Source organism: Deinococcus radiopugnans ATCC 19172, from assembly GCF_006335125.1.
In the GTDB taxonomy this organism is placed as follows: domain Bacteria; phylum Deinococcota; class Deinococci; order Deinococcales; family Deinococcaceae; genus Deinococcus; species Deinococcus radiopugnans.
The window spans coordinates 81,303-107,678 of the sequence record NZ_VDMO01000003.1 but is presented as its reverse complement, the minus strand read 5'-3'; the positions used below and the strand labels follow the sequence as shown (position 1 = coordinate 107,678).

The following is a 26,376-nucleotide window of genomic DNA, read 5'->3' as shown; positions in this document are numbered from 1 at the left end:
CTTCCCCTGGCGATCACCCGCTGAACTTCAGTCGTGCGCGCCGGCCAGTTCGCGCTGCCCGAACTGCTGCGCCTCGGTGCTGCCGGCCAGGGCGTTGGTGCTGCTCACTCCCCCGGCAGCGGCGTTGGACACGGCGTCGAAGTAACCGGTGCCCACCTCGCGCTGGTGCTTGACCGCTGTGAAGCCGCGTTCCTGGGCCGCGAATTCCTTTTCCTGCAACTCCACGAAGCTGACCATCTGGTTGCGGGCGTAGCCGTGCGCCAGCTCGAACATGGCGTGGTTCAGGCTGTGGAAGCCGGCCAGCGTGATGAACTGGAACTTGTAGCCCAACTTGCCCAGCTCCACCTGAAATTTGGCAATCGTCTCGTCGTCCAGATTCTTCTTCCAGTTGAAGCTGGGCGAGCAGTTGTACGCCAGCAGCTTGCCGGGAAATTCGGCATGGATGGCCTCGGCGAAGCGGCGGGCGTCCTCCAGATTCGGGACCGAGGTCTCGCACCAGATCACGTCGGCGTAGGGGGCGTAGGCCAGGGCGCGGGAGATGGCCTGTTCAATCCCTGGCTTGACGAAGTAGAAGCCTTCGGGGGTGCGCTCGCCGGTGCAGAAGGGCTTGTCGTTGTCGTCGATGTCGCTGGTCAGCAGGTTGGCGGCGTCGGCGTCGGTGCGGGCGATCAGCACGGTGGGCACGCCGCTCACGTCGGCGGCCAGCCGCGCGGCGTTCAGCGTGCGGATGAACTGGCTGGTGGGCACCAGCACCTTGCCGCCCAGGTGACCGCACTTCTTCTCGGAGGCCAGCTGGTCCTCGAAATGCACCCCCGCCGCCCCGGCCTCGATCATGGCCTTCATCAGCTCAAAGGCGTTCAGCGGGCCGCCAAACCCGGCCTCGGCGTCGGCGACGATGGGCGCGAAGTAGTCGATGTCGTCCCGGCCCTCGCTGGTCTGAATCTGGTCGGCGCGGCGCAGGGTGTTGTTGATGCGCTTGACGACATCCGGCACGCTGGACGCGGGGTACAGGCTCTGATCCGGGTACATCTGCCCGGCGTTGTTGGCGTCCCCGGCCACCTGCCAGCCGCTCAGGTAGATGGCCTTGAGGCCCGCCTTGACCTGCTGCATGGCCTGGTTGCCGGTCAGGGCGCCCAGCGCGTTCACGAACGGCTCGGTCTTCATCAGCTTCCACAGCTTGTTCGCGCCGTGGCGGGCCAGCGTGTGTTCGATGGGCAGGCTGCCGCGCAGCTTGACGACCTCCTCGGCCCCGTAGTTGCGCTTGATCCCCTTCCAGCGGTCCTCGGTCTGCCAGGTCTTTTCCAGAATCTCGGCGGGCGTGCGCGGGCTGTGGGTCTGGGTCATGGTGGGTCTCCTGAGGGTGTGCGGGGCGGTCCTCGTCCCTTGCGGGAGAGGCGGCTGGTGGGCTGGTCTGGCGGGAGGGCTTCCCGGTGGTGCGTGGAGACAGTGTGCCGGAGCCTGACCAGTCAAAGCGGCGGTTTACCTGCGGCACAGCGGGGTAAACCACTCCGACAGGTAAACCACACGATTTATCTGGCGCGTTCCAACGAAAAAGCCCTCCCGGTGAGGGGAGGGTGGCCTGGAAGCAGGTTGTTGCCCGGGTCAGCTGCCGCGGGCGTCCAGCCCCAGCCACACGGCCAGCTCCCGCTCGAAGGCCGCGTGCGCCTCGTGGTGGTACAGGATGCCGTGGAAGCCGGCCGCGTTGGCGGCGTCGATGTTTTCCTGCACGTCGTCCACAAAGGCAATCTGGGCGGCCGGGCAGTCCATCGCTGCCTCCAGCGCCGCAAAAGCCTCGGGCGCGGGCTTCTTGTGGCCCAGTTCGTTGCTGAAGACCAGGGCATCGAAACGGGCAAAACGCGGGTCACGGCGCAGGTGGGCGCTGACCACCGGGTAGTTGTTGCTCAGCAGGCCCACGCGCACCCCGGCGGGCAGGGCGGCCAGCGTCGCGTACATGGGCGCGTGATCGACGATGCTGCCCAGATACAGCGCCTCGAAATCGGCGTAGGACAGCGCCGCCCCGGTTTCCTGCCCCATCACCGCCCAGAAGTGGTCCAGGGTCCACGCCCCCACTTCCAGCTGCCGGACGTGGCGGAAATAGCTCTCCCGCACGCGCTCCACCGGCACACCGCTGCGCTCGGCCACGTTCTGGGTGCTGCGCCCATCGAAAGTTCCGACGGTCAAGACACCGCCCCAGTCGAAAGCGACGTGACGGGCCACTGCCACAGAAGAATCCATCCCCCGATTGTGGGGCACCGGCCACCCTCCAGCACGGCGCTGTTCAGACCTGAAGCGGTTCCGGAAAATGAGAGACAGGCACACCGGACTTCGCATTTGATATGTTGTTAGGTTTTATACATTTCACTTTTCACCTATACAGTTGGGCGATGCCGCATTGACACCATCTGTGACGCACACCACTATTGAAGAGGGGTGCGTTTCCGCCATCGTATGCACGGTTGGAGCGCAGATGCCGTTCTAACCCTTAGCCGTTATAGTCAAAGAGTGAACGTTTCTAATGGGGACAACCATCAATACCAGCAGGAGGTCAGGCAAGTGGCGGCCCTGCTGCGTGCCCACGAGGGGCCGGTGGTCGTCCTGTCGCACGAGAATCCGGACGGCGACGCCCTGGGCAGCCTGCTGGGCCTGACGCGCGCGCTGCGGGGCCTGGGCAAGACGGTGATCGCCCCGATGGACGTGCCGCGCTACCTGCGCTTCCTGCCGACTCCCGGCGAGACCAGCGGTCCGCTGACGGCGTGGCCGGAAGGGGCGCTGGCCGTGGTGGTGGACGTGGACAACAACGATCCGGGCCGGGTGGCCGGCGCGGACCTGCGGCAATTCGGGGGGGAAGTGGTCAATCTCGATCACCACGGCACCAACCAGCGGCGGGCCACGGCGGGGGTGGTCGATCCGTCCCTGCCGGCCGCGGTGATGATCGTGGCCGACGTCCTGAACGAGCTGGGCGTCACCTGGACCGAGCAGCTCGCCACGCCGCTGATGCTGGGCCTGATCACCGACACCGGCAGCTTCAGGTTCGACAGCGTCACGCCTCAGACGTTTGTGTGCGCCGCCCAGTTGCTGGAACGCGGCGCGCAGTTAGGCTGGATCAACGACCAGATGGGGCAGCAGCCGCGGGCCTATTACCTGCTGCTGCGCGAGGTGCTCGACACCATGGAATTCCTGCGCGGCGGACGGGTGGTGATGGCGCGCGTGGACGAGGCCATGCTGACGCGGGCCGGGGCCAGCTGGGAGGACGTGGAAAATTATGTCGGTATGCTGCGCAACTCTGAAGGCGCGGATCTGGCGGTGATGATCAAAGACTTCGGCGAGCGGATCAAGCTGTCGCTGCGCTCCCGCGGCGGGGTCAGCGCACAGAACGTGGCGGTGGCCCTGGGGGGCGGCGGCCACGTCTCGGCCTCTGGAGCCAGCCTGAGCGAACCGTATCCGGCAGTGCGACACCGCCTGGACGAGGCCATCGGGGCCGAGCTGGCGCGGGTGGACGACCCTGCGCGGGACATGGCCGGCCACCCCTGAGGCCAGGTCAGCCCGCAGGGCGAAAGGCGGCCGGTCACCGCACCCGTCAACCCGAGCAGAGGAACGGGTTTCGGACGTAGCGCGCAAACCTCAGGCCGTTCCAACGTCCATTCGCGCGGGATTCAGGGTCAGAACATACCGGCGGACGCCCCGGTTCTACCAGACCACGTAAGGCGTCGTTTCAGGCTCTGCTTGCGCCTGGGTTGAGTCAGCGTCAGCACCTTGGCGGCGCTCTGTATCAGGTCCCGGAAGGGTGGTGGGTGGACGGCGGGGCCGCGCCGCGCAGCAGTTGCAGTTTGATCATGCTCAGACGCGCCGGGCTCAGCACGCCGCGCGCCAGCACCCGGTCCTCCAGGGCCAGCACCGGCACGTCATGCCCGTAGCGTTGCCGCCACTCCGGACGTGAATCCACGTCCAGTAGCTGAACCCGGAACTCCAGCCGGGCCAGATGCTCCTGCGCCTGCTCGCACAGGTGGCAGCCCACGCGGGTGTACAGCGTCAGCAGGGGAAGTTGAGTCACGGGCAAACCTCCAGCGAACCCCGATTAAGACGGGGCGAGAAGAGCGGGCAATTCCGGAAGCGGCGTGACTGACCCGGAGCCGTACCGGTTTATACACGAAAAGAACGGAAGAACGGAAGCAGTTTGAAAGAGAGCGGTCTCAGTGGCTGACCACAGCCGCAGGGCCGGGCTGCGCCGGAGCGGACTGGCCCGCACTGGGTTTCTCGGCGGCCAGCTTCTCGGCAATGGTCCGGCCCAGATGGGAAGGCACCGCGCCGGTCTGGGGCCGGTCCAGCAACGTCATGGCCTGCACCGGGGCGTACATGTCACGGCTGGAGACGGGATCACCTGCGCTGGAGATGGTCCGCAGCACCTGCCCGCCCTGACGGACGGCGTAGATCTGCCCTTCCGGCCCCACGCTGATCAGCCAGGGCGCCTCGGTGGGCTCCCCCACCAGCGTGTCGAGGGCAAAGGTCACGCCGGGGGTGCCGTCGGCCTCGATCTTGCGCAGCTTGCGGGCCACGCCGTCCACGATGTACACCGCGCCGTGCCGGTCCACGCCCAGGCCTTCGAGCGTGCGCAGGCCCTCGCTGTGGCGGTCCAGCCGGAAAGCGTAGCGGCTGAGGTACTCGCCCTGCGCGGTGAAGCGCTGAACCTCGTTGTTCCCGGTGTCCAGCACGTACAGGTGACCGTCCGGCGAGGCCACCAGGCGGCGCGGCCGGTCAAAGCGGCCCAGGCCCTGTCCCCGCCCGCCGAAGCGCCGGACAAACTGGCCCAGGCTGTTGTATACGACAATGTGGTGCGCCTCGCCGTCCAGCACGTAAACATGGCCCTGGGTAAACGCGATATCCAGCGGTTGCAGCAGTTCGCCCTCGCCCAGGCCGTAGGGGCCGAAGCTGAGCAGTTCCTGCCCCTGCGGGCCGAGCTTGCGAATCAGCGCCCCCGACTTGCCCTGGCGGTATTCCTGCAGGGTGACGTACAGGTTGCCGTCCGCGTCGCCGGCCAGGGCATTCGGCACGCTGGGCAGGCCCGGCGCCGCGCCGCCCCCGCTGCCGCCCTGGTCACACAGGCTGGCCCGCAGCTTGCCGTGCAGGTCCAGCAGACGCACGGTGCCGCGTTTTTCCTGCACGCTCAGGGCCAGGGCCAGCGGATCGCTGAACACCTCATCGCTCAGCACGCCCGCGTCCAGGCGGGTAATCACCTCGTCCAGGGTGGGGCGCTGCGCCGGGTCCTTCTCGATCATGTTCAGGATCAGGTCGTTCAGGCGCCCCGGCACTTCCAGCCGCACCTGCTTGGGCGGCTTGGGTGCCTCGAAGACCTGCTGATGCACCACCGCCTCGTAACTGCCCCGGAAGGCGGTCTGGCCGCTGACCATCTCGTAGGCCAGCAGGCCCAGCGAGTACACGTCGCTGCGGGCGTCCACGCGGTTGCCCTTGGCCTGCTCGGGGGCCATGTAGATCGGGGTGCCCACCCGCGCGCCGGTCATGGTCAGGCGGGTCAGCACCTTGCCCACCGCGATGCCGAAGTCCATCAGTTTGACGCCGCCCTCGCGCAGCTGGCCCTCGTGAAAGGCATTCTTGAGCATCATCACGTTGCCGGGCTTGATGTCGCGGTGGACCACGTTCTGCATGTGGATGTGCCGCAGCGCGTCGGCCAGCGCGCGGATAATCTGCACCGACTCGGTGAAGGCCAGACTGCGGTCTTCCAGCAGGGTCTCCAGGCTCTCGCCGTCCAGAAACTCCATGGCGATGTAGTGCTCGGGGTCCTGCATGCGGTAGTCGTAGACCCGCACGATGTTGGGGTGGTTGAAGCGCTTGAGCACCTCGGCCTCGCGGTAGAAACGTTTGACGAACTTGGCGTCGGCCAGGTACTTTTCCTGCGGCACCTTGAGGGCCACGATGCGCCCGTCACTGTTGCGGCGCGCCCGGTAGACGCTGCCCATCCCGCCGATGCCGATGCGGTCCATGACCTCGTAATCCTGAAACTTGAGATCCGACTTGGTCGACGACAGCGTGCTGCGGCGCGTCAGGCTGGGCGCGGGCGAGCGCGTCACCCGCACAGGCTTGCCGGCAGCGGGCAGTTGCAGCTCCTTGCGGCGCGCGGGCTGGGCGGGCAGCGCCGACCCCTGGCCCAGGGAGATCAGGCTCCCGCCGAGAATCACGGCCAGCACGGCCAGCGCGCCCTGCGCCCGGTCCAGCGCCCGCAGCCATGAGGTGCCCTGGACCGCCCCCCCCAGCGCCAGCGCCACCAGCGTGGCCACCAGCGCCAGCGCCAGCACACCCGCCAGGACGCTCAGGGCGCGTTCCGGAAAGCGGACCAGCAGCAGCAGGCCCACCACGAACAGGGCGCCCAGCAGCAGCGCGGTCATCGGCGCGGACCTCGGCTGGAAACGGGCGACGGGCGAAGCTGGGTCATCTGCCCCAGTTATACAGGCCCAACCCTTGCGCCACACTTACAAGTGACCGCTCAAGAATCAGGGAAGAACTCTGGAAAGACCCGCGCCGCCGAAGCCCATGCCCTGAACACCAGCAGACGACTCCTGGCCTGATGCCCTTATAAGTCCAGCCGCTGCACGCTGCTGCCGGCCACGCTCTTGGTCACCAGCAGGCGGCTGGGCAGGCGTTCAGACAGGCTCTCGACGTGGGTGACGATGCCCACCATGCGGCCCTGGGTGCGCAGGCTTTCCAGCGCGTTCGCCACCGCTTCCAGCGCCTGCGGATCCAGGGTGCCGAAGCCCTCGTCCAGAAACAGTGCGCCCAGAATCTTGTTGCCCGCCAGATAGTCGCTCAGGGCGATGGCCAGCGACAACGAGGCCAGGAACGTCTCGCCGCCGGAGAGGGTCTTGACGCCGCGCACCTCGCCCGCGTTCCACAGGTCCTGCACCACGTAGTCGCCGTCTGCCAGCGCCAGCCGGTAGCGCCCGTCGCTGATCTCGTGCAGCAGCAGGCCGGCGCGGGTCAGCAGCTGCGCCTCCACCTCGGCCAGCAGGAACTGCTGGAACTCGTTGGCCTTCAGGGAATTGGTCAGCGTCTGCCAGGTGTCGAAGGTGCGGGCGGCGTCGGCGGCCTGGGCCTCGATCTCGGCCTTGCGGCTCAGGCGTTCGCGTCCGGCTCTTTCCTGCTCGGCCAGGCTGCCGGCGCGTTCGCGGGCGGCGGCTAGCGCAGCGTCGGTGGCGGTCAGGTCGCGGCCCACCTGCGACAGCTGCGCCGGATCGAAGGGGGCCGCGCCCAGCTGTCGTTCCAGTTCGGCCAGCGCCTCAGCCTGCTGCGCGCGTTGTGCGGCCTGAGTGCGCGCGGCCTCCTCCAACGCGGCGATGTCGGCCTCCGGCAGCGCGGCGGCGCGGGCCTGGGCAGCGTCCATCTTCAGGGCGGCGAGGGCGGTATCCAGCGCCGCCTGCGCTTCCGTGGCGTCCGTCTCCCGGCCTGCCGAGGCACTCTGGGCGGCCGCCAGCGTGGCATTCGCCGCCGCCAGATCGCCCGCCGCACGCGACAGGGCCGCCCCCGCTTCCTGTACGCGCCTGCGGATGGCCGTCACGTCGCTCAGAAGCTGGCGGCGTTTTCCGGCAGGATCGGCCCCCGCCGCGCGCACCCGCCCGGCCAGCCCGGCCAGCAGGCGCAGGGCTTCCGTCTGGGGATCGCCCGTCACCAGCGCCTCGGCGGCGCGCAGGTCTCTTTCGCGCGCCTCCAGGCCTTCTTGCCAGTTGCGGTTCTCGGCCTCCTTGTCGGCCAGCCACGTCTCGCGGGCTTTCAAGGCAGCGCGCAGGTCGCTGAAGCGGTTGCGGCGCTCGTCCTGGGTGGCGCTCAGCACCTTCACGCGGTCCTGCGCGGCGCTCAGATCGGCCTGCGGGGCGTCGGGCAACGCGCGGACCTCCTGCAGGCACAGCGGGCAGTCCTCACCCACATGCAGGTGCGTGCGGTACGAGGCCAGGCCGGAGGTGAGCCGGGCTTCTTCCAGGGCTTTCTGCGCGGCGTCCAGGTTCGCCTTCGCTTCCGTTCCCTCGCGCCTGACGCGCTCCATCTCGGCCGTTTCCTGGGCCTGAGCGGTTTCTTCCGCCTTAAAGCGGGCCAGCGCCGAATTCAGCCCCAGCCGCTCGGCCTCGATCTGCACCCGCTCCTGCCGGTTCCTCTCGGCCTTCTCGGCCCCGGCGCGGGCCACCAGAAAGGCGTCCTCGTCCCACTCCAGCGGTTGCGGGTGGGTGGTCTGGGGCGTGCCGCCGGAACGCTTGAGGCGGGCGGCGTCGGCCTCGGCCTCGCGCAGTTTGTCGGCGCGGGCTTCCAGCTCGGGAATGCCGGCCTCGGCCTCCTGCGCGGCGTCCAGATTGGTCTGGGCAGCCTCGGCGGCGCGGGCAGCCCCAGTGGCGGCCCCCTGTGCTCCGGCCAGCGCGCGGGCCTCACGCTCGGCGGCAATGCGGGCGCGTTCGGCGGCGTCCAGCAGCGGCAGCACCCCGGCCACCCGGCGGGCCTGCACCGCCCGCGCCGCCCCGGCCTGCACCCCGGCGGCGCGGGCGTCCAGCGCGGCGATCCGGCGCACGGTGTCCTCGCGCGCGCGCCAGACCTTCTCGGTCTCGCGCAGGCGGGCCAGAGTGTTCTGCAACGCCTCCAGCCGGTCGCGCAGGCCCTCGGCCTCGGCGTCGGTGCGCTCGCGTTCGGCCCGCAGGTCGGCGATCACCTCTGCCGTCACGCCCGCATATTCGTTCTCCAATACGCTGTTCAGGCTGCCCGCGCGGTGCTTGAGTTCCTTGGCCCTCTCCGAGGCCACGCGCTGCATGGCGGCGACGTGCTCCAGTCCGGTCAGCTCGCCCAGAATCGCCTGCCGCTCCTTGCCGCTGCCGTGCAGCAGGCGGGCAAACTCGCCCTGCGGCAGCATCACGCTGCGGGTGAAGTTCTTGAAGGTCAGCCCCACCACCGTCTGGATGCGCTCGTTGACGCCCTTGACGCCGCCGTCGCTGAGGTTGGCCCAGCGTCCGTCCGTATCCTTGCGCTCGAAACGCACCTCGTTCTCGGCCTGCTTGCGGCCCTTGGTGCGCGAGGCGCGGTAGGTGACGCCCCCGGTCTCGAAGGTCAGGCCCACGCTCAGGCCGCGCTCGCCCTGCGAGATCAGCGCGTCCAGCCCGGAGCCGCCCAGCCGCTCGGTGTACCCGTACAGCGCGAAGGTCATGGCGTCCAGCAGGCTGGATTTCCCGCTGCCCGTCGGCCCCACCAGCGCGAACAGTTCCAGATCGGCAAAATCCAGCTCGGTGAACTGGCGAAAGGCGGTGAAGCCCTGAACCTCCAGCCGCAGGGGCCTCATGCCATTTCCTCCATCCGCGCCGCCTCGTCCGCTTCCTTGAAGGCGGCGCGCAGATCGTCGGGCAATTCGCCGCGCCGCTCGCGGTAGTACTGCTCGTACAGCTGGGTCAGGCTCAGGCCCTCGCGTTTCAGTTCGGGCAGGGCCAGGTCTTCCTGGGCGGCCTCCAGATCGACCGCCAGAGTGTTGGGGGCCAGCTTCAGCACGCGGTCTTTCAGGCCCGGCAGGGCGGTGCCGCTGGGGGCGCGCACCACCACCTTCAGCAGGCCGTCGAAGCTGCCCAGCGCCCGGATGCGGGCCTCCACGCTGTCCAGATCGGCGCGCAGGGTCTTCAGTTCGCGGCCACTCGCCAGCGGCAGGGCGTAGACGCGGGCGGGGCGTCCGGCCTCCACCTCCACCAGATTGACCTGCTTCTTCTCGCCGCCCTCGCCGAAATCCAGCTGGATGATGCTGCCCGGATAGCACGCCAGCGGCGCGTCCGACACCTGCTGCGGCTTGTGGATGTGGCCCAGCGCCACGTACTGCGCGCCCGGCGGCAGTTGCAGGCCCGACAGGGTGTAGGCGTTGGTCAGGTCGAACTGCAGGGTGCGTTCACTGCCGCTGGGCACCGCGCCGTCCATGGTGGCGTGGGCCATCAGCATGTTCACGTGGCCCGCGCGGAAGCCCTCGCCCAGGCGGCGCAGGAAAAAGCCCATGCCCTCGCGGTACTTCTGCCGCCACGCGCCGGTGTCGCCGCCCATCACGTCGGCCGCCTTGACCAGCCGCCGCTCCGAAAGGTACGGCAGCGCGCCCACGGTCAGGGTCTCACCGCCTTTCGTTTCAATGGTCCGCACCATGTCCTGCGGATTGCTGCTGGGCTGCGCCACGGCCTGAATGCCCACCCAGCCCAGCAGCCCGGTCACCGAGTCCAGCCGCGCTGAACTGTCGTGGTTCCCGGCAATGATGATGCCTGGAATCCCCGCGTCGCGCAGGCGAAGGAAAAAGTCGAACACGGCGGCCTCGGCGTCGGCCGACGGGTTGCCGGTGTCGAACAGGTCGCCGGACACCAGCACGGCGTCGGCCTTTTCGCTGCGGGCCAGCCCGGCGATCTCGGTCAGGGCGGCGTGGATCTCGGGGGTTCGGTCAAAGCCGCGCAGATTGCGGCCCGCGTGGAAATCGGCGGTGTGAAGGACGCGCATCACCGGAAAACCTAGCACGGGGCAGGAGAAGCACGCCCTGCAGATCGCACTTTTTGCCGGGAACCCTCAGGCCACGGCCCCCTGCCGCCGCGTCCGCCCGGTCTCGTCCCAGGCCCGCCGCCGCCCCTGTCGGAGGGCCTGCTGTTCCCCGTCCCAGCCAGCCGCTAGAATTGCGCCCAATGCCTCTTGATTATCTGGCGCGGATCGCGCAGACGCCTGCGCCCACATTCCAGGAGGGACAGCGGGCCGAGTTGATCGCGGAGCTGTGGCGGGAGCTGGGCTATCCCTGCGAGATCGACGCGGTGGGCAACGTGCTGACCCGCATCAGCCCGCCCGGCACCGAGGGCCACCCCGCGCTGCTGCTGGCCTCGCACCTCGACACCGTGTTCGAGGCCGGCACCGACGTGACGGTGCGCGAGGATGGCGGACGGCTGATCGGGCCGGGGGTAGGCGACAACAGCGCCAGCCTGGCGGTGCTCACGGCCCTGCTGCGCGATCTGCGCGGGCAGACCGGCCTGCTGCGCCGGCCGCTGTGGCTGGCGGCCAACGTGGGCGAGGAAGGCCTGGGTGACCTGCGCGGCAGCAAGCACCTGATCTCGCAGCACCGCCCTGCGCTGGGCGCCTTCATCGCGGTGGACGGCTACCTGGGTATCGCGGTCACGCGCGGGGTGGGGGTGCGGCGCTACCGGGCCACCTTCCTGGGGCCGGGCGGGCACTCCTGGGGCGACCAGGCCCCCAGCACCCTGCACGCGCTGGGCCGGGCGATCAGCGCCCTGTACGCCCTGCCGCTGCCGCCCACGCCACGCACGACCCTGAACGTGGGCCTGGCCTCGGGCGGCACCAGCGTCAATTCCATCGCGGCCAGCGCCGAACTGCTGCTGGACCTGCGCTCGCTGGATCCCGACGTGCTGGGCAGGCTGGACCGCCGCGCGGTCTCGGCGCTGCACGCGGCGGCGCGCGAGGCCGGCGTGAGCGTGCGCATCGAGCAGGTGGGCGACCGCCCCGGTGGCGACCTGCACAGCGCGGGCCTGCTGCCCCCCATCCGTGAGGCGGCCCGCGAGATCAAGACCGAGTTGCGCACGGCGTCGAGCAGCACCGACGCCAACGCCGCCGCGCCGCATGGCCTGCCCGCCGTCGCCATCGGCGTGTACCGCGGCGGCAACGCGCACCGTCTGGACGAATGGGTGCAGCTGAGCAGCCTGGCGCCGGGGCTGAAATTCCTGCGCCGCGTGGTGGAGCTGTACCAGCAGCAGCCGGTGGCCTAGAGCCGTTGTCCGAATGGAGGCATCAGAAAAGGAGACTTCTGATGCCTCCATTCTCTCCTTCGGAGCTGAATCAGTCCCAACTGCTCGTTGAAATTCACTCCCTCTCTGCGAGTTGTGCCAGTCCGTTCGGTCAAAAGGAAACAGCTCTTTTGACCAATGCTCTAGGCGGGGGCCACCGCGCTTGACCAGCCACCCCCAGTGCCCCCGGCGCCACTGTAGCCAATCCCGCTTTTTAGCGTGTAGGCGCAGGCTTTCGTGATTTTAACAGCAATTCTGGCCCACCATTTTCCCATCTGCCGGGAGCAGAATGGGACCCAGTTATGAAGCCAATCGCGCGCCCCACCGCACCGCGCCGTGTCGTTTCCGGCAGCCTTCCCCTGGCCCGTATGGGACGCGCCCTGGCGCTGGGCAGCGCGCTGCTGCTGAGCGGAACGGGGGCGCAGGCGGCGTCCTCTCCGGCGCAGCAGGTCTTCAACCGGGTCAGCCAGTTGATCGAGACCAATTACGGCGGGCTGTCCACCGTGGACCGGGTGGCGCTGGCCGCCGAGTACCAGAAACGGCTGGACGCCGTGTGCAACGGGGCCGCCGACTGCGCCGAGGCCAAGGCCTACCCGGTGATCCAGGCCGAGGTCACGGCGCTGGGCGACGAACACACCTTTTTCCAGACCCCCGAGGACTACAAGGAGTTCTCGGCCAGTGCCAGCGGCGGCAACCGGTTGCAATTCGGCGTGAAGCTGGCCCGGCTGGACGGCGAGAACCGTGTGGTCACCGAGGTGGTGCCGGGCAGCGCCGCCGAGGAGGGGGGATTGAGGCGCGGTGACCTGCTGCTGACCATCGACGGTGCGCCCTACACCTTCAACGGCCTGAAGGCTGCCAAGGAAGAGGGCAAACCCACCGTCCTGGGGCTGACCCGCCAGGGCACCGGGCTGACCCTGACCCTGACCTCCCGCGAAAGCAGCACCCGCGACCTGCCGCGTCTGAGCTACGTGCCGGCCAGCGCCCCCGCAGCGGGCGCCGCGGCCACCAGCACCACGGCGGGCAGCGAGGTGGCCGTGCTGCGGATTCCCACCTTCCTGTCGGGCGGCGGCGTGGCGCAGCGGGTGCATGACCTGGTGGGGCAGGCGCAGCGGCGCGGGGCCTCGGGCATGATCGTGGACCTGCGCGGCAACGGCGGCGGCAGCCTGTACGAGTGCGACAGCGGCGTGAGCGCCTTCGTGCCCAGCCTGACCCGTGTGGCCCGCAGCGTGGACGGCAACGCCCGCACCGTGGTCAGCCGGGGCACCCGCCTGGAAGACGGCCGCATTGCCGGCAGCGTCCACAACCCCAAACTGTGGACCGGGCCGCTGGCCGTGCTGGTGGACGGCGGCAGCGCCTCGTGCAGCGAATTTTTCGCCTACGAGATCCAGTACGCCGGGCGCGGTCCGGTGATCGGCGAGACCACCGCCGGGGTGGGCAACACCGCCACCCGCATCTTTGAGGTGGGCGACGGCGCGCTGCAGCTGACCATGCTGAATTACGCCAAGCCCGACGGCACGCCGTACCCCACCCGCATCACCCCCGATCAGCCGTTCGCGCAGGGCGAGGAACAGATCCGCGCCCTGACCCAGGGCCGAGACGCCCTGCTCGATGACGGCGTGAGGGCGCTGGCCCAGGCGCCGGTGCTGACGCTGGACCCGATGCGAAATACGCCCTGAACGGGGGGTCCAGACCCGACCAAAGGAAAGCACCCGCCTCAGTGCGGGTGCTTCTCTGCTGAACCACTGTAAACCCCAGGCCTACATGTCCATGCGCGTTTTCAGGAAGTTGGTCATGACCGCGCCGCGCTTGTAGAACGGGTTGTCCATGATCTTGATGTACAGCGGAATGGTGGTCTTCGGCCCCTGGATCACCGTTTCTTCCAGGGCGCGCTTCATGCGGGCAATCGCCTCGGCGCGGCTGTCGTGATGGACGATCAGCTTGCCGATCAGACTGTCGTAGTGCGGCGGGATCACGTAGCCGGTGTAGGCGTGAGAATCCACGCGCACGCCGGGGCCGCCCGCGAAATGCACGTCGTCGATGCGGCCTGCCGCCGGGCGGAAATCCTTGGACGGATCCTCGGCGTTCAGGCGGCACTCGATGGCGTGGCCGCGCAGCACCACGTCCTCCTGCTTCAGGTTCAGACCGTGGCCGCTGGCGATTTCCAGCTGCATCCGCACCAGATCCAGGCCGCTGATCATCTCGGAAACGCAGTGTTCCACCTGAATGCGGGTGTTCATCTCCATGAAATAGTAGTTCCCGTCGCGGTCCACGATGAATTCCAGCGTGCCGGCCCCAGCGTAGTTGACGTGCTGCGCCAGCCGCACGCCCGCCGCCAGAATCTCCTGGCGCAGGCTGTCGGGCAGCGTGCTGGGCGCCTCCTCGATCAGCTTCTGGTTGCGCCGCTGAATGGAGCAGTCGCGCTCGCCGATGTGGATGACGTGGCCCTTGCCGTCGCCCATCACCTGCACTTCCACGTGCCGGAACTCTTCGAGGAACTTCTCCATGATCAGCGCCGGATCGCTGAAGTACAGTCGCGCTTCCTCCTGCGCCTGCGCGAAGCCCTTCTTCAGCTCGTCCTGCGTGCGGATGACCTTCTGGCCGCGCCCACCGCCGCCCGCGCTGGCCTTGAGCAACACGGGGTAGCCGATCTGCTTGGCAGCCAGCACCGCCGCGTCCAGGTCTTCCAGAATGCCCGTTCCAGGCACCACCGGCACGTTGGACTCGGCGGCGATTTCACGCCCGCCCGCCTTGGACCCCAGCGCCCGCATGCTTTCCGGCGTGGGGCCGATAAAGACCAGGCCGTGTTCGCGGCACATCTCGGCGAAGTCGGGGTTCTCGGCCATGAAGCCGTAGCCGGGGTGGATGCCCTCGGCGCCGGTCATGAGGGCCGCCGACAGGATGTTGGGAATGTTGAGGTACGACGCGTTGCTGGCCGGCGGCCCCACGCACACCGACTCGTCGGCCAGCAGCACGGGCAGGCTGTTCTCGTCGGCGGTGGAGTACACCACCACCGTCTTGACGCCCAGCTCGCGCGCCGTGCGGATAACGCGCAGGGCGATCTCGCCCCGGTTGGCGATCAGTATTTTCTTGAACATAGGGCCGCCCTTACTCGATGAGGAACAGCGTCTGGCCGTATTCCACCGGCTCGGCGTTCTTGACCAGAATCTCGCGCACCACGCCGCCCGTCTCGGCCTCGATCTCGTTCATCAGCTTCATGGCCTCGATGATGCACAGCACCTGCCCGGCGGCCACAGTGTCGCCCACCTTGACGTAGGGCGCGGCGTCCGGGCTGCTGCTGGCGTAGAACGTGCCGACGATGGGGGCCTTGACCGGCGCCCCCTTGGCCGCCGCTGGGGCGGGGGGCGGGCTGGCGGCGGGCGCGGCCTGGGCCGCCTCGGTGGCTGCTGCGGCGCTGGGGGCCGGGGCCGGCGCACTCTCGGCGGGGGTGCTGGGGGCAGCCTGGGCCTGCGGCGCGGCGGGGGCGCTGGGCGCGAAGGCCGGGCCGCTCATGGCCTGCGGGCCGCGCTTGAGGTCCAGTGAAAAGCTGCCGGTCTTGAGACTGAATTCGCGGACATCGGCGGCTTTGAGGGCATCGAGCATCTGTTTCAGGTCGTCTGGGTTCATGGCCCCTCCTTGTGGTGGTGACAATCGGGTGTGCTGGGGTGCAACGCGCCGTTCCATCATGACGGGTCAGAAGTTGAGAATGTTTCCCTTCCCGTCCCTAACGCCCGTTTGGCTGCCTGCCGAGTTTAGCGGCTTCGGCGCCCCGATGGGCGGATTTTTTCACCCGGTTCAGGGTTGGACAGCGTCTTGTGTTGGACAGCGTCTGGCGCCCCATACGGCTCAGCCCAGGCCCTCGGCCTCGCGCACGATGTCCAGCACCCGCTCGCGAATGGCGCGTTCCTCGCGCAGGTAACGCTCGGCGCTCATCTGCACGCCGATGGCGGCCACCAGCGCGCCCGCGTAGTGGTAGGGCACGCCCAGGGTGCACTGCCCCGGAATCCATTCCTCGATGCTGTAGGCGTAGCCCAGCCGCTGGACCCGCGCCACCTCGGTGTGCCACTCGTCCAGCGTGGTGATGCTGCTCTGGGTGCAGGTGGCAAAGGTCCTGGGCGTGATGTCCCCGTGGGCGTACAGAATCTTGCCGCTGGCGGTGGAGGTGGCGGGCAGGTAGATGTCCAGCGGCAGATCGATGTCGGCGTCCGGGTGGCGCTCGCGGATGGCGGCCACCACCTCCTCGCCCTCCAGAATGCACAGAAAGGCCACCGAACGCACCTCCAGCGCCAGCCGGGTGATCAGCGCGCGGGCGTCGGGGAACCACGGCAGAGACGCGGTCAGCTGCGCGCCCATCTCGGCCAGATGCCACGACAGCCGGTATTTGCCCACCGGCGTGCGGCGCAGGAAGCCCGCTCCGGTCAGGCCTGCCAGGTAGGCGTGGGCGGTGGCGCGTGGCACGCCCAGATGCGCCGCCAGGGCGCGCACGCCCCACTCAGGCTGCTCGGCGCTGAAGGCCGACAGGATGTTCGCCGCTTTTTGGAGGGACAGCACCTGTCCAGCTTACGCGGACAAGGGTCAGAAAGTAAATGTGTGGGGGGCTTCACTGGAGATTGAGACTGGCCCCCAGACGCCTCCAGTCCCGCACGCGCCTGCCATGACGCCTGACGGCAGGAAAGTTACTTCACGTACGTCAGCATCAGCGCCGCCGTATCGCGCAGGGCATCGGTGTGCATGCGCTCGTAGGAGTGGCTGGCGTCCACGCCAGGGCCGATCAAAGCCACCGGGTAGTCGCCGCCGGCCCGCCACGCCGCCGTGCCGTCCGAGGCGTAATACGGGTACAGGTCCACCCGCAGGTCCAGGCCCGCCGCCGCCGCCGCCGCCCGCAGCCGGTTGCCCAGCGCGTGATCGTAGGGGCCGCCGCTGTCGGCCACGCACAGGGTCACGCCGTGCTCGCTGCTGGTCTGGCCCTCGCCCACCGCCGCCATGTCCACGGCGATCAGTTCGTCGGTGTGGGGCGGAATGCCGGTGGCCGCGCCGTGGCCCACTTCCTCGTAGGTGGTGACGTGAAAGGCCACCGTTTTCGCAGGCGGGTTTTTCACCAGTGTCTTCGTCACGGCCAGGAAAATCGCCACCGCCGCCTTGTTGTCCAGGTGGCGCGATTTGATGTACCCGGCCGCCGTCACGCGCGGCCGCGCGTCGAAGCTGACGAAATCACCGACGCCGACGCCCAGGCTGCGGGTCTCGGCGGCGCTGGTCGTCTGCTCGTCCAGCCGCACCTCCATCACGGCGGCCTCACGCTTCAGGTCACGCAGGGCCGCGCCGTGAACGTGAGTGCTCTGGCGGATGTTGACCACCGTGCCGGTGATGACGCGCCCGCTCTGGGTGTGCACGCGCACGTCCTCGCCTTCCACGGTGGCCCAGTCGTAGCCGCCCAGCATGGACAGCAGCAGGCGGCCGCCCGGCTTGATGCCCTTGACCATCGCCCCCAGCGTGTCGGTGTGGCCGCTGAAGGTCACGTGGCCCTCCCCCGTGCCCGGCACCTCCCAGGTGAGGGCGCCCTTGCGGGTGCGCTGAGGCGTGAGGCCCAGCGCCTGAACTTCCTTCTCGATCAGCGCGACGGCGGCGTCCGTGAAGCCGGTGGGGCTGGGGGTGTCCAGCAGGCGCACGAGAACATCCAGGGTGTAGTCCAGATCAAATGCGGGGTTCATGGCCTTCAATATGGCGGATCGGCCCCACTGTCTCCAGGGCAGGAACGCGCCACCATCCGTTTTGGCGGGCGGTGCTACGCTCAGGGGCGATATGGATTCTTATGACGTGTTGGTCATTGGCGGCGGCCCGGCAGGCTACGTGGCCGCCATTCGTGCGGCGCAACTGGGCTTCAAAACCGCCTGCGTGGACGATTTCACGCGCGACGGCAAGCCCTCCTTGGGCGGCACCTGCCTGAACGTGGGCTGCATTCCCAGCAAGGCGCTGCTGGACTCCTCCGAGAAGTTCGAGATGATCCAGCACGACGCCGCCGATCACGGCATCGCGGTGGACGGCCTGAACATGGACGTGGGCAAGATGCTGTCGCGCAAGATCGGCGTGGTGGACAAGCTGACCGGCGGCATCGCCTACCTGTTCAAGAAGAACAAGATCACCTCGATTTCCGGTCTGGGCAAGCTGGTGCGGCAGGACGGCGACGAATGGATCGTGGACGCCGCCGGCACCGAGGTGAAGGCCAAAAACGTGATCGTGGCGACGGGCAGCAGCCCCCGCGAGCTGCCGCTGGCCCCCTTCGGCGGGCACGTGGTGGAGAACAGCGGCGCGCTGAACTTCACGGAAGTCCCCAAAAAGCTGGGCGTGGTCGGCGCGGGCGTGATCGGCGTGGAGTTGGGCAGCGTGTGGCGTCGCCTGGGCGCGGACGTGACCATCCTGGAAGCCCTGCCTGGCTTCCTGATGTCCGCCGACGACGCCGTCTCCAAGGAGGCCCTCAAGCAGTTCAAGAAGCAGGGGCTGGACTTCCACTTCGGCGTGAATATCACTAAAGTCGAGCAAAATGACGCAGGTGTGACCGTCACCTATACCGAGAAAGAAAAAGAGGTGACCGCGCAGTTCGACAAACTGATCGTGAGCATCGGGCGCGTGCCGCATACGGCGGGCCTGGGCGCGGACGCGGTGGGGCTGGGCCTGGACGAGCGCGGTTACGTCAAGGTGGAAAGTCACTACCGCACCAACCTGAAGGGCATCTACGCCATCGGCGACGTGATTGGCGGCGCGATGCTGGCGCACAAGGCGGAAGAGGAAGGCGTGGCTCTGGCCGAGATGCTGGCGGGGCAGGCCGGGCACGTCAACTACGACGTGATTCCCTGGGTGATCTACACCAGCCCTGAGATCGCCTGGGCGGGGCTGACCGAGAAGGCCGCCAAGGACGCGGGGCACAAGGTCAAGACCGGGCAGTTCCCCTTCAGCGCCAACGGGCGCGCGCTGGGCCACGGCGATCCGCGCGGCTTCGTGAAGGTGGTGGCCGACGCCGACACCGACAAGCTGCTGGGCGTCCACATGGTCGGCCCCAACGTGTCCGAGCTGATCGGCGAGACGGTGGCGATCATGGAATTCGGCGGCAGCAGTGAAGACCTGGCGCGCACCATCCACGCCCACCCCACCCTCAGCGAAGTGGTCAAGGAAGCGGCGCTGGCCGCCGACAAGCGCGCCTTGCACATGTAATACGGACTCCGATGGAATCGTTTGCGAAAACGATGGACATCCGAGCGGACGCGAGAAGGAGGAGAACGGCTTCCGGGCGTGGAGTTGGCAAACCGGCGCTGTCCCGGTTTGTCAACGAAACAGACGGAATCCGTATAAACCTGGGCAAGCGTTCAGGGACGGGGGGCAGGCCGCGCGGTCTGGCCCCCGTCTCCTATCATGCGGGCATGACCCAGACCCTCACCTCTCCCCTGCCGCTGGAGTCCAGGCTCGTCGAGCGCGTGTGGGGCGGCACGCGCCTGATTCCAGCGGGCGGCGACACCAGCAGGAAGATCGGCGAGGCGTGGGTGGTGGGCGAGGACAACCGAGTGTCGGGTGGCCCGCACACCGGACAGACGCTGGCCGAACTCTCGGCGCAGTTTCCGGAAGAGTTGCTGGGGCGCCGCGCCACCTCTGCCCGCTTTCCGCTGCTGATCAAGCTGCTGGACTGCGCCGAGTGGCTGAGCGTGCAGGTGCACCCGGACGACGCGCAGGCCCGCGAACTGGAGGGCGCGGGTTTTCTGGGCAAGACCGAGGCGTGGCAGGTGCTGGACGCCGATGGGGGCGCGCAGATCATCGCGGGCATCCGCGAGGGCACCCCGCAGGACACTCTCCGCGCGGCAATTCTGGACGGAAAAGTGATGGAGCATGTGGCGTACACCCCGGTTCACGCCAGGGACACCTTCCTGATTCCCGCCGGCACCGTGCACGCGCTGGGGCCAGGGGTCTTCCTGTACGAGGTCCAGCAGACCAGCGATCTGACCTACCGCATCCACGACTGGGACCGCCCCGCCGCCGCTGGCCGCGCCCTGCATCTTGAAAAAAGTGCGGCGGTGGCCCGGCCCTGGCCCGCACCGGCCTCGCCCCCACCAGCCGCTGGGGCCGCCGTGCAGCAGCTGACCCGCTGCGATTACTTCGTGCTGGAGCGCCTGGGCAGCGGCGGCGGCACGCTGGCAGGCGACACCGCCGGGCAGAGTTTCCACGTCCTGACGGTGACGCGGGGCGAGGCGCAGGTGGAAGCGGGCGGCGAGCGACACACCCTGGGCCAGTTCGAGTCGCTGCTGCTGCCCGCCGCCGTGGGCGCTTACGGGCTGTCCGGCGACTTTGAGCTGCTGCGCTCCAGCTTGCCGGAGTGAACACGGCCCGTACTCAACCCGGCGGCAGACGAACACATCCGGAGGCCTGAACAGCGTTCCGGACGCTCAGGAACTTCAGACAGGAGGTTTGTGATGACGATGATGAAAGCCTACGCGCGAACCGCCGCCGACAGCGGCGAGGTCAGGCTGCTGGATGTGCCGCTCCCGAACATCGGCCGGGATGAGGTGCGGGTTCAGGTGCACGCCTTCGGGGTGGGCATTCATGACCGCTCCTTCATTCCGCGGGGCGTGGCGTTCCCGTATCCCATCGGCACGGAGGGTGCCGGCACGGTGGCGGAACTCGGCCCCCAGGTCACGGGCGTGGCCGTGGGTGACCGGGTGATGTTCACCACCAGCCTGCAGCCGCAGGGCGGCGCGTGGGCCGAGTACGCCGCCGTCCGCAGCGACGCGCTGGTGCCGCTGCCCGCCGGACTGACCTTCGCCCAGGGGGCAGCGCTGCCGGTGGCGGGCAAGGCCGCCCTGGAGAGCCTGAACGCGCTGGGGCTGCGGCGGGGCCAGACCCTGTTCGTGGCCGGGGCCTCCGGCGCGATTGGCAGTCTGGTGATTGGGTTGGCGGCGGCCCAGGGCGTCCGGGTGGCCGGTTCGGCGTCGGCGGGCAACCACGCCTACATGCGGGGGCTGGGACTGGAACTCGCCGTCGACTACCACGAGGCCGAGTGGCCGCAGCAGGTGCGCGCCTGGGCCGGGGGCGGGTTGGACGCCGCGCTGGCGATTCAGCCGGGAACGGGCAGCGACAGCCTGAAAACCGTGCGGGACGGCGGCCGGGTGGTGACCGTTTCCGGGGACAGCGCCCAGGTCACGCCCGAGCGGGGCAGCACGGTGCAGCAGATCGGCCACAGCCCGGCCACCCAGGCGAAATTCGCCGAGCTGGTGAACAGCATCGCCAGCGGTGACATTGGGCTGGTAATCGAGAACGAGTACCCATTTGCCGAAGCATTGGCCGCCCTGAAAAAGACCGAAACCCGGCACGCCAGGGGGAAGTCCGTGGTGGTGCTGGACTGACGCGCACAGGCCACGCGCCCTATTTGCTCTTCCACCAGCTGTCGGCCCCCAGCAGCAGCCAGTCCACACTCTTGTCCCCCCGGATCTGCCGGTTGGCCGGACTGAACACCTGGGTGTAGGTGGGGCCGCTGCGGCTGCCGCCACTGTCCGGCTTCAGGGTCAGCGTGTACGAGGCCGCGTCGTAGCTCCACGTGCCACCCGTCGCCTGCTTGCCCCCCGAGCCTGCCGTGATGTTGGGACTGGTCAGGGCGGTAAAACTCTGCCCGGTGTCCTCGTAGCGCCCGTTCGGCAGCAGCCGCAGATCCTTGCTGCCGCTGGAATTAACCGTCGTGTCGCCGGTTCCGGACGTGCGGGCGTATTTGGTGCTGAAGGTGCCGATCACGTCCGCGGCGGTCAGCGCGGGAATCTCATAGTAGGTCCGGCCTCCCACCGCGATGCGGGTCTGGCCCCCACTGAGTTTCTGAACGGAATACAGCGTGGTCTTCCCGTCCGCAGAGGTCACCTGGAAGTTGCTCCCGACGTTCTTCCAGCGCGCGGGCAACTCGCCCCCCCCGATGGCCCTCAGATTTGGGATGCGGTAATTCGTCCTGGCATTCTTCAGAAAGACGCCGCCGGGTAAAAAGGCCAGGGCATCCGTGTGGGTGAAGGCCTGAAGTTGCAGCCCACTGGGGGTGTAGACGTTCCTCACCCCCGACTCAGACCAGAGGTACAGCCTGACCCGCTCGCCGCGCGCGTACCCGTTCTTGATCGCCTGGGCGGCCTGCGTGAATGCGGTGTCGCGGGCCGCAAGTTCCTTCTTGACCGCTGCCGGATCAAGGTTGACCGAATTGACCACCGCCAGCATGGTTTTCAGGTGGTCTTCCAGTTGCTCCCGGCTGCGGCCGAACTGTTCCAGCGGCAGGGTCACGCCGCCCTGCTCCAGCAGCACCAAGAACGACACGTCCGGGCGGCTGTCTTTGGGACTGTCGCCCCGCTCCAGCAGGTACAGATAGGCGGTGGTGGCGCCGTCCCTGATCACGTCCTCCTTGAAGGCGTTCTCGATCACCCTGACCGTTTCGCCCTGGCTGTCTTTCATCCAGGCCAGCAGCGTTTTCAGGGTCTGCGGAGCGCGGCCCACCACCGCTTCATGCACGCGCAGCAGCGGATACGGCTGGTCCTGGCCCTCGTAGACCACGCAGCGGCCGGGGCAATTCCCGGACAGCGCTGAAGCCTTCATGCCGGCGGGGTCTTTCCAGTTCACCCCCGCGTAACGGGGCGTGGCGGCCTCCGCCCAGGCTGGCAGGGTCAGGGCAACGAGAAACAGGACGTGTGGAACGCGTGGATTCGGGAGCGGCATGGATCTGTCCTCCTGTCGGCGTATGGGCGGGAAGCGATTGTTCGGCAGCGATTGACCTCACTTTGTAACTGCCCCGAGGATGAGAAAACCGCCCTCCGCCCCAGGGGCAGCGGGCGGCGGTAGCCAGAGCATGGACGCGGCGCTTCAGCCAGGGCGGTGGGCCGGATCGTGGCGGTAGACCCGCCGGGTGGCCTCGTCCAGAATGGCCCGCAGGTCTTCCTCGCTCTGGGCCTCCACGTACACGCGCACCACCGGCTCGGTGCCCGACGCGCGGAACATCGCCGACGCACCGCCCGCCAGCGACAGCTTGACACCGTCGCGGGTGTTGGCCCCCTCCACCACCCGGCCCGCCACCTCGGCAAAAGCCTGGGCCTCGGCCAGCAGCGCCGCCTTGTCGAACTGTTCACTCAGGTGCAGGTCGGCGCGGTCATAGTGGTGCCGGAAGCCCACCTCCCGCTCAATGTCGGCGAACAGTTCCGGCAGGCTCTTGCCGCTGGCGGCCATCGCCTCGATCATCAGCAGGCTGTTGAGCAGACCGTCGCGCTCCGGAATGTGCCCGCGCGAGGACAGCCCGCCGGATTCCTCGCCGCCGATCAGCACAGCCTTTGATTCGTCCTCCTGCCCCTCTAGAAAGGCGTCGGTGATGTACTTGAAGCCCACCGGCGTCTCCAGCACCTCCAGGCCCAGCCTGCGGGCCAGCAGTTCGATCACGCGGCTGCCCGACACCGTCTTGACCACCCGCCCGCGCAGGCCGCGCACGCGGTACAGGTGCGCGGTCAGCACGGCGAAGATCTGGTGACTGTTGAAAAACTGCCCGCCCGCCGTGACCGCGCCCACCCGGTCGGCGTCGCCGTCGGTGACCGCGCCCAGGGTCTGCCCTTCTTCTCCGGCCAGCAGCCCCATCAGTTCGCCCAGGCTGGCCGGGACGGGTTCCGGATTGACGCCGTGAAACAGCGGATCGGGGCGTCCATGCAGCTCGCTCAGCTGCAGCTTCAAGCCAGCGTGCGCGGCGTAACCAGTCAGCCAGCCGCAGGCCGCGCCGCCCATCGGATCATGGATCACACGGCCCCGGTAGGCGCGCAGCACCTCCAGGTCCAGTTGGCGGTCCAGCTGCTCGTAGTACGCCTGCCGGATGTCCAGAGGCCGTACCGTGCCGCGCGGCCCGTTGTAGGGTTCGGGCACGGCCAGCGCCGCTTCCACCTGGGCCACCAGGGCCGGGGTGGCGCTGCCGCCGTAATGGCCCTTGAGCTTGTAGCCGCTGTACTGGGGCGGGTTGTGGCTGGCCGTGACCATCACGCCCCCGGCCGCGCCGTGGTGGACCACCGCGAAAGACAGCGCCGGGGTGGGCAGATACTCGCCCGCCAGCCACACGTCCAGCCCGCCCTCGGCCATCGTCTCGGCCACCACGCGGGCAAAGTTCGCGCCCTGAAATCGGGGATCGAAGCCCACCACCACCGAGCCGCCCCCCGCCTGACGCAGCGCCTGGGCATGGGCCTGCGCCACCATTCGCACGTTGGCGTAGGTAAAGTCATCGGCGATAATGTCGCGCCAGCCGTCTGTTCCGAATTGAATGGGCATGTCAGGAGTCTCCGGGCCACAGCGTAGCAGGATGGGTCTGACAGGACTCCGGCAGCGGCAGGGCAGCCCGGTGCGCCGTCCGCAGGGTTGCCCATTGACGTATCACCTGTGCTGGGCTATGATTCACGCCGTGCTGAAAAGCACCCCTTGAAAGGGCGGCGGACACACTGAAAAAAGTGAATGCTGAGGGTGTGGCCCCATCGTCTAACGGTTAGGACACTACCCTTTCAAGGTAGCGATACGGGTTCGAATCCCGTTGGGGTCACCAACTTTAACCTCCGCTTCGGCGGGGGTTTTTGCTTTATATGTGTGCCGTTGGGCAGACCCGCTGTCTATCGTGGGCTATATGGCGTGCATTGACACCCCGCCGCCCCCTTGCTACATTGACTGCCGCCTGTCCGGTTGCGGACGCGCGAAGTCAAATGGTGCGCGGGTGTAGCTCAGTTGGTTAGAGCGCACGCCTGATAAGCGTGAGGTCCCCAGTTCAAGTCTGGGCATCCGCACCAGCCAAGTGAGAACCCCGTCCTGGACGGGGTTTTTTCGTGTTCAGAAATTCAGCCCGAATCATGAAAACGTCTGCATAATGGCCGGAAGCGTGGTGTCATCTGCATGATGGGAAGGGACAGCTCAGGCCTCCCCTCCTCACCGTCCGCGCCCTCTCTACCTCGGCAAGACGCTCGTGCCCATCAAATACTGATCCAGCGCCCGCGCCGCCTGCCGCCCCTCACGGATGGCCCAGACCACCAGGCTCTGCCCCCGGCGCATATCGCCTGCCGCAAAGACGCCGGGGAGATTGGTCACGTAACCGCCCTCCTCCTCCGTTCCCGCCAAAGCGTTGCCGCGCGTGTCCTTTTCGATGCCGAAGGCATCCAGGACGCTGCCCACCGGGCTGACGAAGCCCATCGCCAGCAGCACCAGTTCCGCCGGATGGATTTCCTCGCTGCCCTCGATTTCCTTAAGGTGGCCGTCTACCAGCTCGATACGCACGGTCTTGACCCCGGTGACCTTGCCACCCTCGCCGATGAATTCCTTGGTGGCAATCGCAAATTCGCGGGTCACCCCCTCCTCGTGGCTGGAGCTGGTGCGAAGCTTGAGGGGCCAGTACGGCCAGACCAGCGGCTTGTTCTCGTGTTCGGGCGGCTGGGGCATCACCTCGAACTGGGTCACCGAGACGGCGCCGTGGCGGTTGCTGGTGCCGACGCAATCGCTGCCGGTGTCGCCGCCGCCGATCACGACGACGTGTTTGCCATCGGCACGCAGTTGCTTTTTGAGCCTGTCGCCCGCATTCACGCGGTTCTGCCCCGGCAGGAATTCCATCGCGAAATGCACGCCGTCCAGCTCGCGCCCCGGCACCGGCAAGTCGCGGGGCTGCTCCGCGCCGCCGCACAGCAGCACGGCGTCGAATTCGGCGCGCAGCTCGTCGGGCGTTACAGCGGACTTGGCGAGGTTGGTCACCGTGCTTTTCCTGTCCCACGTGCCCACCAGCACGCCGGTTCTGAAGGTCACGCCCTCGGCTTCCATCTGCTGGACACGGCGGTCAATGTGGTGCTTTTCCATCTTGAAATCGGGGATGCCGTAGCGCAGCAGGCCGCCCACGCGGTCATTTTTCTCAAAGACCGTCACGGCGTGTCCGGCGCGGGCCAGTTGCTGCGCTGCTGCCAGTCCCGCCGGGCCGCTGCCGATCACGGCCACGGTTTTGCCCGTCTTCACCTGCGGCGGCTGCGGCCTGACCCAGCCCTCCTGCCACGCCCGCTCGATGATCGCCAGCTCAATGGACTTGATGCCCACCGGATCGTCGTTGATGTTCAGCGTGCAGGCCGCCTCGCACGGCGCGGGGCAGATGCGGCCCGTGAACTCGGGAAAATTATTCGTGCTGTGCAGCGTTTCAATGGCCGAGAGCCAGTCGTTCTCGTACACCAGATTGTTGAAATCGGGGATGATATTGCCCACCGGGCAGCCGTTGTTGCAAAACGGAATGCCGCAGTCCATGCAGCGCACCGCCTGTTTCTGCGCCGCCTCATTCGCCAGCGGCAGCACGAACTCGGCGTAATTCTTGAGGCGAGTATCGACGGGCTGGGACTTCTCTTTGACGCGGGGCTGTTCGAGAAAGCCGGTGATTTTGGACATGGAGGGCCTCCGAGCGGGATGTGGCTTGTGGCGTGTGGGAAAAGAGGGGTGGGCGGGAGGCGGTACGCGGTGCGCGGGAAAAGAGGGGGGATGTTTCGTCCGGGCCGCGCTGGGAGGGCGTTTGCGTTCCCCCCTCTCCTGCGGAGCTGTCCCAGTCCCGGCCTCCCCCGCAAGGGAG

The 26,376-nt window shown here is 68.1% G+C and carries 19 protein-coding genes and 2 tRNA genes; 8 read left to right on the top strand and 13 right to left on the bottom strand.

Annotation, left to right across the window (positions count from 1 at the left end; translation table 11 throughout):
• Positions 1-27 precede the first annotated feature (27 nt).
• Together aceA and FHR04_RS03545 are read right to left on the bottom strand one after the other, a co-directional pair.
• Complete coding sequence (gene aceA / locus FHR04_RS03550) at positions 28-1,344, bottom strand: isocitrate lyase (protein WP_139400867.1); 1,317 nt, start codon at positions 1,342-1,344, stop codon at positions 28-30.
• A 258-nt stretch (positions 1,345-1,602) separates the two neighbouring features.
• Positions 1,603-2,235 carry an HAD family hydrolase gene (locus tag FHR04_RS03545; RefSeq protein WP_039685376.1) on the bottom strand — a complete coding sequence of 211 codons (633 nt, stop codon included), beginning with the start codon at positions 2,233-2,235 and terminating at the stop codon, positions 1,603-1,605.
• Positions 2,236-2,502: 267 nt separating this feature from the next.
• On the opposite strand from FHR04_RS03545, the gene FHR04_RS03540 reads away from it, so the two are divergent.
• Positions 2,503-3,531, top strand: coding sequence for a DHH family phosphoesterase (locus FHR04_RS03540; RefSeq protein WP_249038954.1), 1,029 nt, complete (start codon positions 2,503-2,505; stop codon positions 3,529-3,531).
• A 238-nt stretch (positions 3,532-3,769) separates the two neighbouring features.
• On the opposite strand, the gene FHR04_RS03535 is transcribed toward FHR04_RS03540, so the two are convergent.
• From FHR04_RS03535 to FHR04_RS03520, 4 genes are all read right to left on the bottom strand, one after another.
• The gene (locus FHR04_RS03535; RefSeq protein ID WP_139400863.1) at positions 3,770-4,051 is read right to left on the bottom strand and encodes a glutaredoxin family protein; all 282 of its coding nucleotides are present in this window, start codon (positions 4,049-4,051) and stop codon (positions 3,770-3,772) included.
• A 139-nt stretch (positions 4,052-4,190) separates the two neighbouring features.
• Entirely contained in the window at positions 4,191-6,398 is a 2,208-nt protein-coding gene (locus tag FHR04_RS03530; protein ID WP_139400861.1) for a protein kinase domain-containing protein, read from the bottom strand.
• 185 nt (positions 6,399-6,583) lie between these two features.
• A complete protein-coding gene (locus FHR04_RS03525; RefSeq protein ID WP_139400859.1) occupies positions 6,584-9,319 on the bottom strand; it encodes an AAA family ATPase in 2,736 nt (911 codons plus the stop codon).
• On the bottom strand, positions 9,316-10,494 hold the full coding sequence (locus tag FHR04_RS03520; RefSeq protein WP_139400857.1) for an exonuclease SbcCD subunit D: 1,179 nt from the start codon (positions 10,492-10,494) through the stop codon (positions 9,316-9,318). The genes FHR04_RS03525 and FHR04_RS03520 overlap by 4 nt, the downstream gene beginning before the upstream one ends.
• A 179-nt stretch (positions 10,495-10,673) precedes the next feature.
• Between FHR04_RS03520 and FHR04_RS03515 the strand changes: the two genes are divergently transcribed.
• Entirely contained in the window at positions 10,674-11,759 is a 1,086-nt protein-coding gene (locus FHR04_RS03515) for a M20/M25/M40 family metallo-hydrolase (protein WP_139400855.1), read from the top strand.
• 320 nt (positions 11,760-12,079) lie between these two features.
• On the top strand, positions 12,080-13,453 hold the full coding sequence (locus FHR04_RS03510; RefSeq protein WP_249038953.1) for a S41 family peptidase: 1,374 nt from the start codon (positions 12,080-12,082) through the stop codon (positions 13,451-13,453).
• An 81-nt stretch (positions 13,454-13,534) separates the two neighbouring features.
• Here the strand turns inward: FHR04_RS03510 and accC are convergent, their stop codons facing one another.
• From accC to FHR04_RS03490, 4 genes are all read right to left on the bottom strand, one after another.
• Positions 13,535-14,872, bottom strand: coding sequence for an acetyl-CoA carboxylase biotin carboxylase subunit (gene accC, locus FHR04_RS03505; protein WP_139400854.1), 1,338 nt, complete (start codon positions 14,870-14,872; stop codon positions 13,535-13,537).
• Between the two features lie 10 nt (positions 14,873-14,882).
• Complete coding sequence (gene accB, locus FHR04_RS03500) at positions 14,883-15,401, bottom strand: acetyl-CoA carboxylase biotin carboxyl carrier protein (RefSeq protein ID WP_139400852.1); 519 nt, start codon at positions 15,399-15,401, stop codon at positions 14,883-14,885.
• Positions 15,402-15,620: 219 nt separating this feature from the next.
• The gene (locus FHR04_RS03495; RefSeq protein WP_039685388.1) at positions 15,621-16,325 is read right to left on the bottom strand and encodes an IclR family transcriptional regulator; all 705 of its coding nucleotides are present in this window, start codon (positions 16,323-16,325) and stop codon (positions 15,621-15,623) included.
• Positions 16,326-16,450: 125 nt separating this feature from the next.
• The gene (locus tag FHR04_RS03490; protein ID WP_039685390.1) at positions 16,451-17,482 is read right to left on the bottom strand and encodes a M42 family metallopeptidase; all 1,032 of its coding nucleotides are present in this window, start codon (positions 17,480-17,482) and stop codon (positions 16,451-16,453) included.
• A 91-nt stretch (positions 17,483-17,573) separates the two neighbouring features.
• Here FHR04_RS03490 and lpdA point away from each other — a divergent pair, with 91 nt between their 5' ends.
• The 3 genes from lpdA (at position 17,574) to FHR04_RS03475 (ending at position 21,157) form a co-directional block, all read left to right on the top strand.
• The gene (gene lpdA, locus FHR04_RS03485) at positions 17,574-18,980 is read left to right on the top strand and encodes a dihydrolipoyl dehydrogenase (RefSeq protein WP_139400850.1); all 1,407 of its coding nucleotides are present in this window, start codon (positions 17,574-17,576) and stop codon (positions 18,978-18,980) included.
• Positions 18,981-19,186: 206 nt separating this feature from the next.
• The gene (locus FHR04_RS03480; RefSeq protein ID WP_139400848.1) at positions 19,187-20,134 is read left to right on the top strand and encodes a type I phosphomannose isomerase catalytic subunit; all 948 of its coding nucleotides are present in this window, start codon (positions 19,187-19,189) and stop codon (positions 20,132-20,134) included.
• A gap of 93 nt (positions 20,135-20,227) precedes the next feature.
• Positions 20,228-21,157 carry an NADP-dependent oxidoreductase gene (locus tag FHR04_RS03475; protein WP_139400846.1) on the top strand — a complete coding sequence of 310 codons (930 nt, stop codon included), beginning with the start codon at positions 20,228-20,230 and terminating at the stop codon, positions 21,155-21,157.
• A gap of 19 nt (positions 21,158-21,176) precedes the next feature.
• Here FHR04_RS03475 and FHR04_RS03470 read toward each other — a convergent pair whose 3' ends face one another.
• Together FHR04_RS03470 and FHR04_RS03465 are read right to left on the bottom strand one after the other, a co-directional pair.
• Complete coding sequence (locus FHR04_RS03470) at positions 21,177-22,493, bottom strand: hypothetical protein (RefSeq protein ID WP_139400845.1); 1,317 nt, start codon at positions 22,491-22,493, stop codon at positions 21,177-21,179.
• A 144-nt stretch (positions 22,494-22,637) separates the two neighbouring features.
• Positions 22,638-24,071, bottom strand: coding sequence for a phosphoglucomutase/phosphomannomutase family protein (locus tag FHR04_RS03465; protein WP_139400843.1), 1,434 nt, complete (start codon positions 24,069-24,071; stop codon positions 22,638-22,640).
• 193 nt (positions 24,072-24,264) lie between these two features.
• On the opposite strand from FHR04_RS03465, the gene FHR04_RS03460 reads away from it, so the two are divergent.
• A tRNA-Glu gene (locus FHR04_RS03460) sits at positions 24,265-24,339 on the top strand.
• 161 nt (positions 24,340-24,500) lie between these two features.
• Positions 24,501-24,577 (top strand) — tRNA-Ile (locus tag FHR04_RS03455).
• A gap of 154 nt (positions 24,578-24,731) precedes the next feature.
• Here FHR04_RS03455 and FHR04_RS03450 read toward each other — a convergent pair.
• Positions 24,732-26,198 (bottom strand): glutamate synthase subunit beta, encoded by a 1,467-nt coding sequence (locus tag FHR04_RS03450; protein WP_139400841.1) that lies wholly within the window; start codon positions 26,196-26,198, stop codon positions 24,732-24,734.
• Positions 26,199-26,376: the final 178 nt, after the last annotated feature.

Bases quoted from the DNA above. Each gene is read 5' to 3' on its own strand.
- lpdA (WP_139400850.1), top strand. From the start codon at position 17,574: ATGGATTCTTATGACGTGTTGGTCATTGGCGGCGGCCCGGCAGGCTAC.
- FHR04_RS03490 (WP_039685390.1), bottom strand. From the start codon at position 17,482: ATGAACCCCGCATTTGATCTGGACTACACCCTGGATGTTCTCGTGCGC.
- accC (WP_139400854.1), bottom strand. From the start codon at position 14,872: ATGTTCAAGAAAATACTGATCGCCAACCGGGGCGAGATCGCCCTGCGC.
- FHR04_RS03530 (WP_139400861.1), bottom strand. From the start codon at position 6,398: ATGACCGCGCTGCTGCTGGGCGCCCTGTTCGTGGTGGGCCTGCTGCTG.
- aceA (WP_139400867.1), bottom strand. From the start codon at position 1,344: ATGACCCAGACCCACAGCCCGCGCACGCCCGCCGAGATTCTGGAAAAG.
- FHR04_RS03515 (WP_139400855.1), top strand. From the start codon at position 10,674: ATGCCTCTTGATTATCTGGCGCGGATCGCGCAGACGCCTGCGCCCACA.
- FHR04_RS03510 (WP_249038953.1), top strand. From the start codon at position 12,080: ATGAAGCCAATCGCGCGCCCCACCGCACCGCGCCGTGTCGTTTCCGGC.
- FHR04_RS03465 (WP_139400843.1), bottom strand. From the start codon at position 24,071: ATGCCCATTCAATTCGGAACAGACGGCTGGCGCGACATTATCGCCGAT.
- FHR04_RS03470 (WP_139400845.1), bottom strand. From the start codon at position 22,493: ATGCCGCTCCCGAATCCACGCGTTCCACACGTCCTGTTTCTCGTTGCC.
- accB (WP_139400852.1), bottom strand. From the start codon at position 15,401: ATGAACCCAGACGACCTGAAACAGATGCTCGATGCCCTCAAAGCCGCC.
- FHR04_RS03525 (WP_139400859.1), bottom strand. From the start codon at position 9,319: ATGAGGCCCCTGCGGCTGGAGGTTCAGGGCTTCACCGCCTTTCGCCAG.
- FHR04_RS03475 (WP_139400846.1), top strand. From the start codon at position 20,228: ATGACGATGATGAAAGCCTACGCGCGAACCGCCGCCGACAGCGGCGAG.
- FHR04_RS03520 (WP_139400857.1), bottom strand. From the start codon at position 10,494: ATGCGCGTCCTTCACACCGCCGATTTCCACGCGGGCCGCAATCTGCGC.
- FHR04_RS03450 (WP_139400841.1), bottom strand. From the start codon at position 26,198: ATGTCCAAAATCACCGGCTTTCTCGAACAGCCCCGCGTCAAAGAGAAG.
- FHR04_RS03480 (WP_139400848.1), top strand. From the start codon at position 19,187: ATGACCCAGACCCTCACCTCTCCCCTGCCGCTGGAGTCCAGGCTCGTC.
- FHR04_RS03545 (WP_039685376.1), bottom strand. From the start codon at position 2,235: ATGGATTCTTCTGTGGCAGTGGCCCGTCACGTCGCTTTCGACTGGGGC.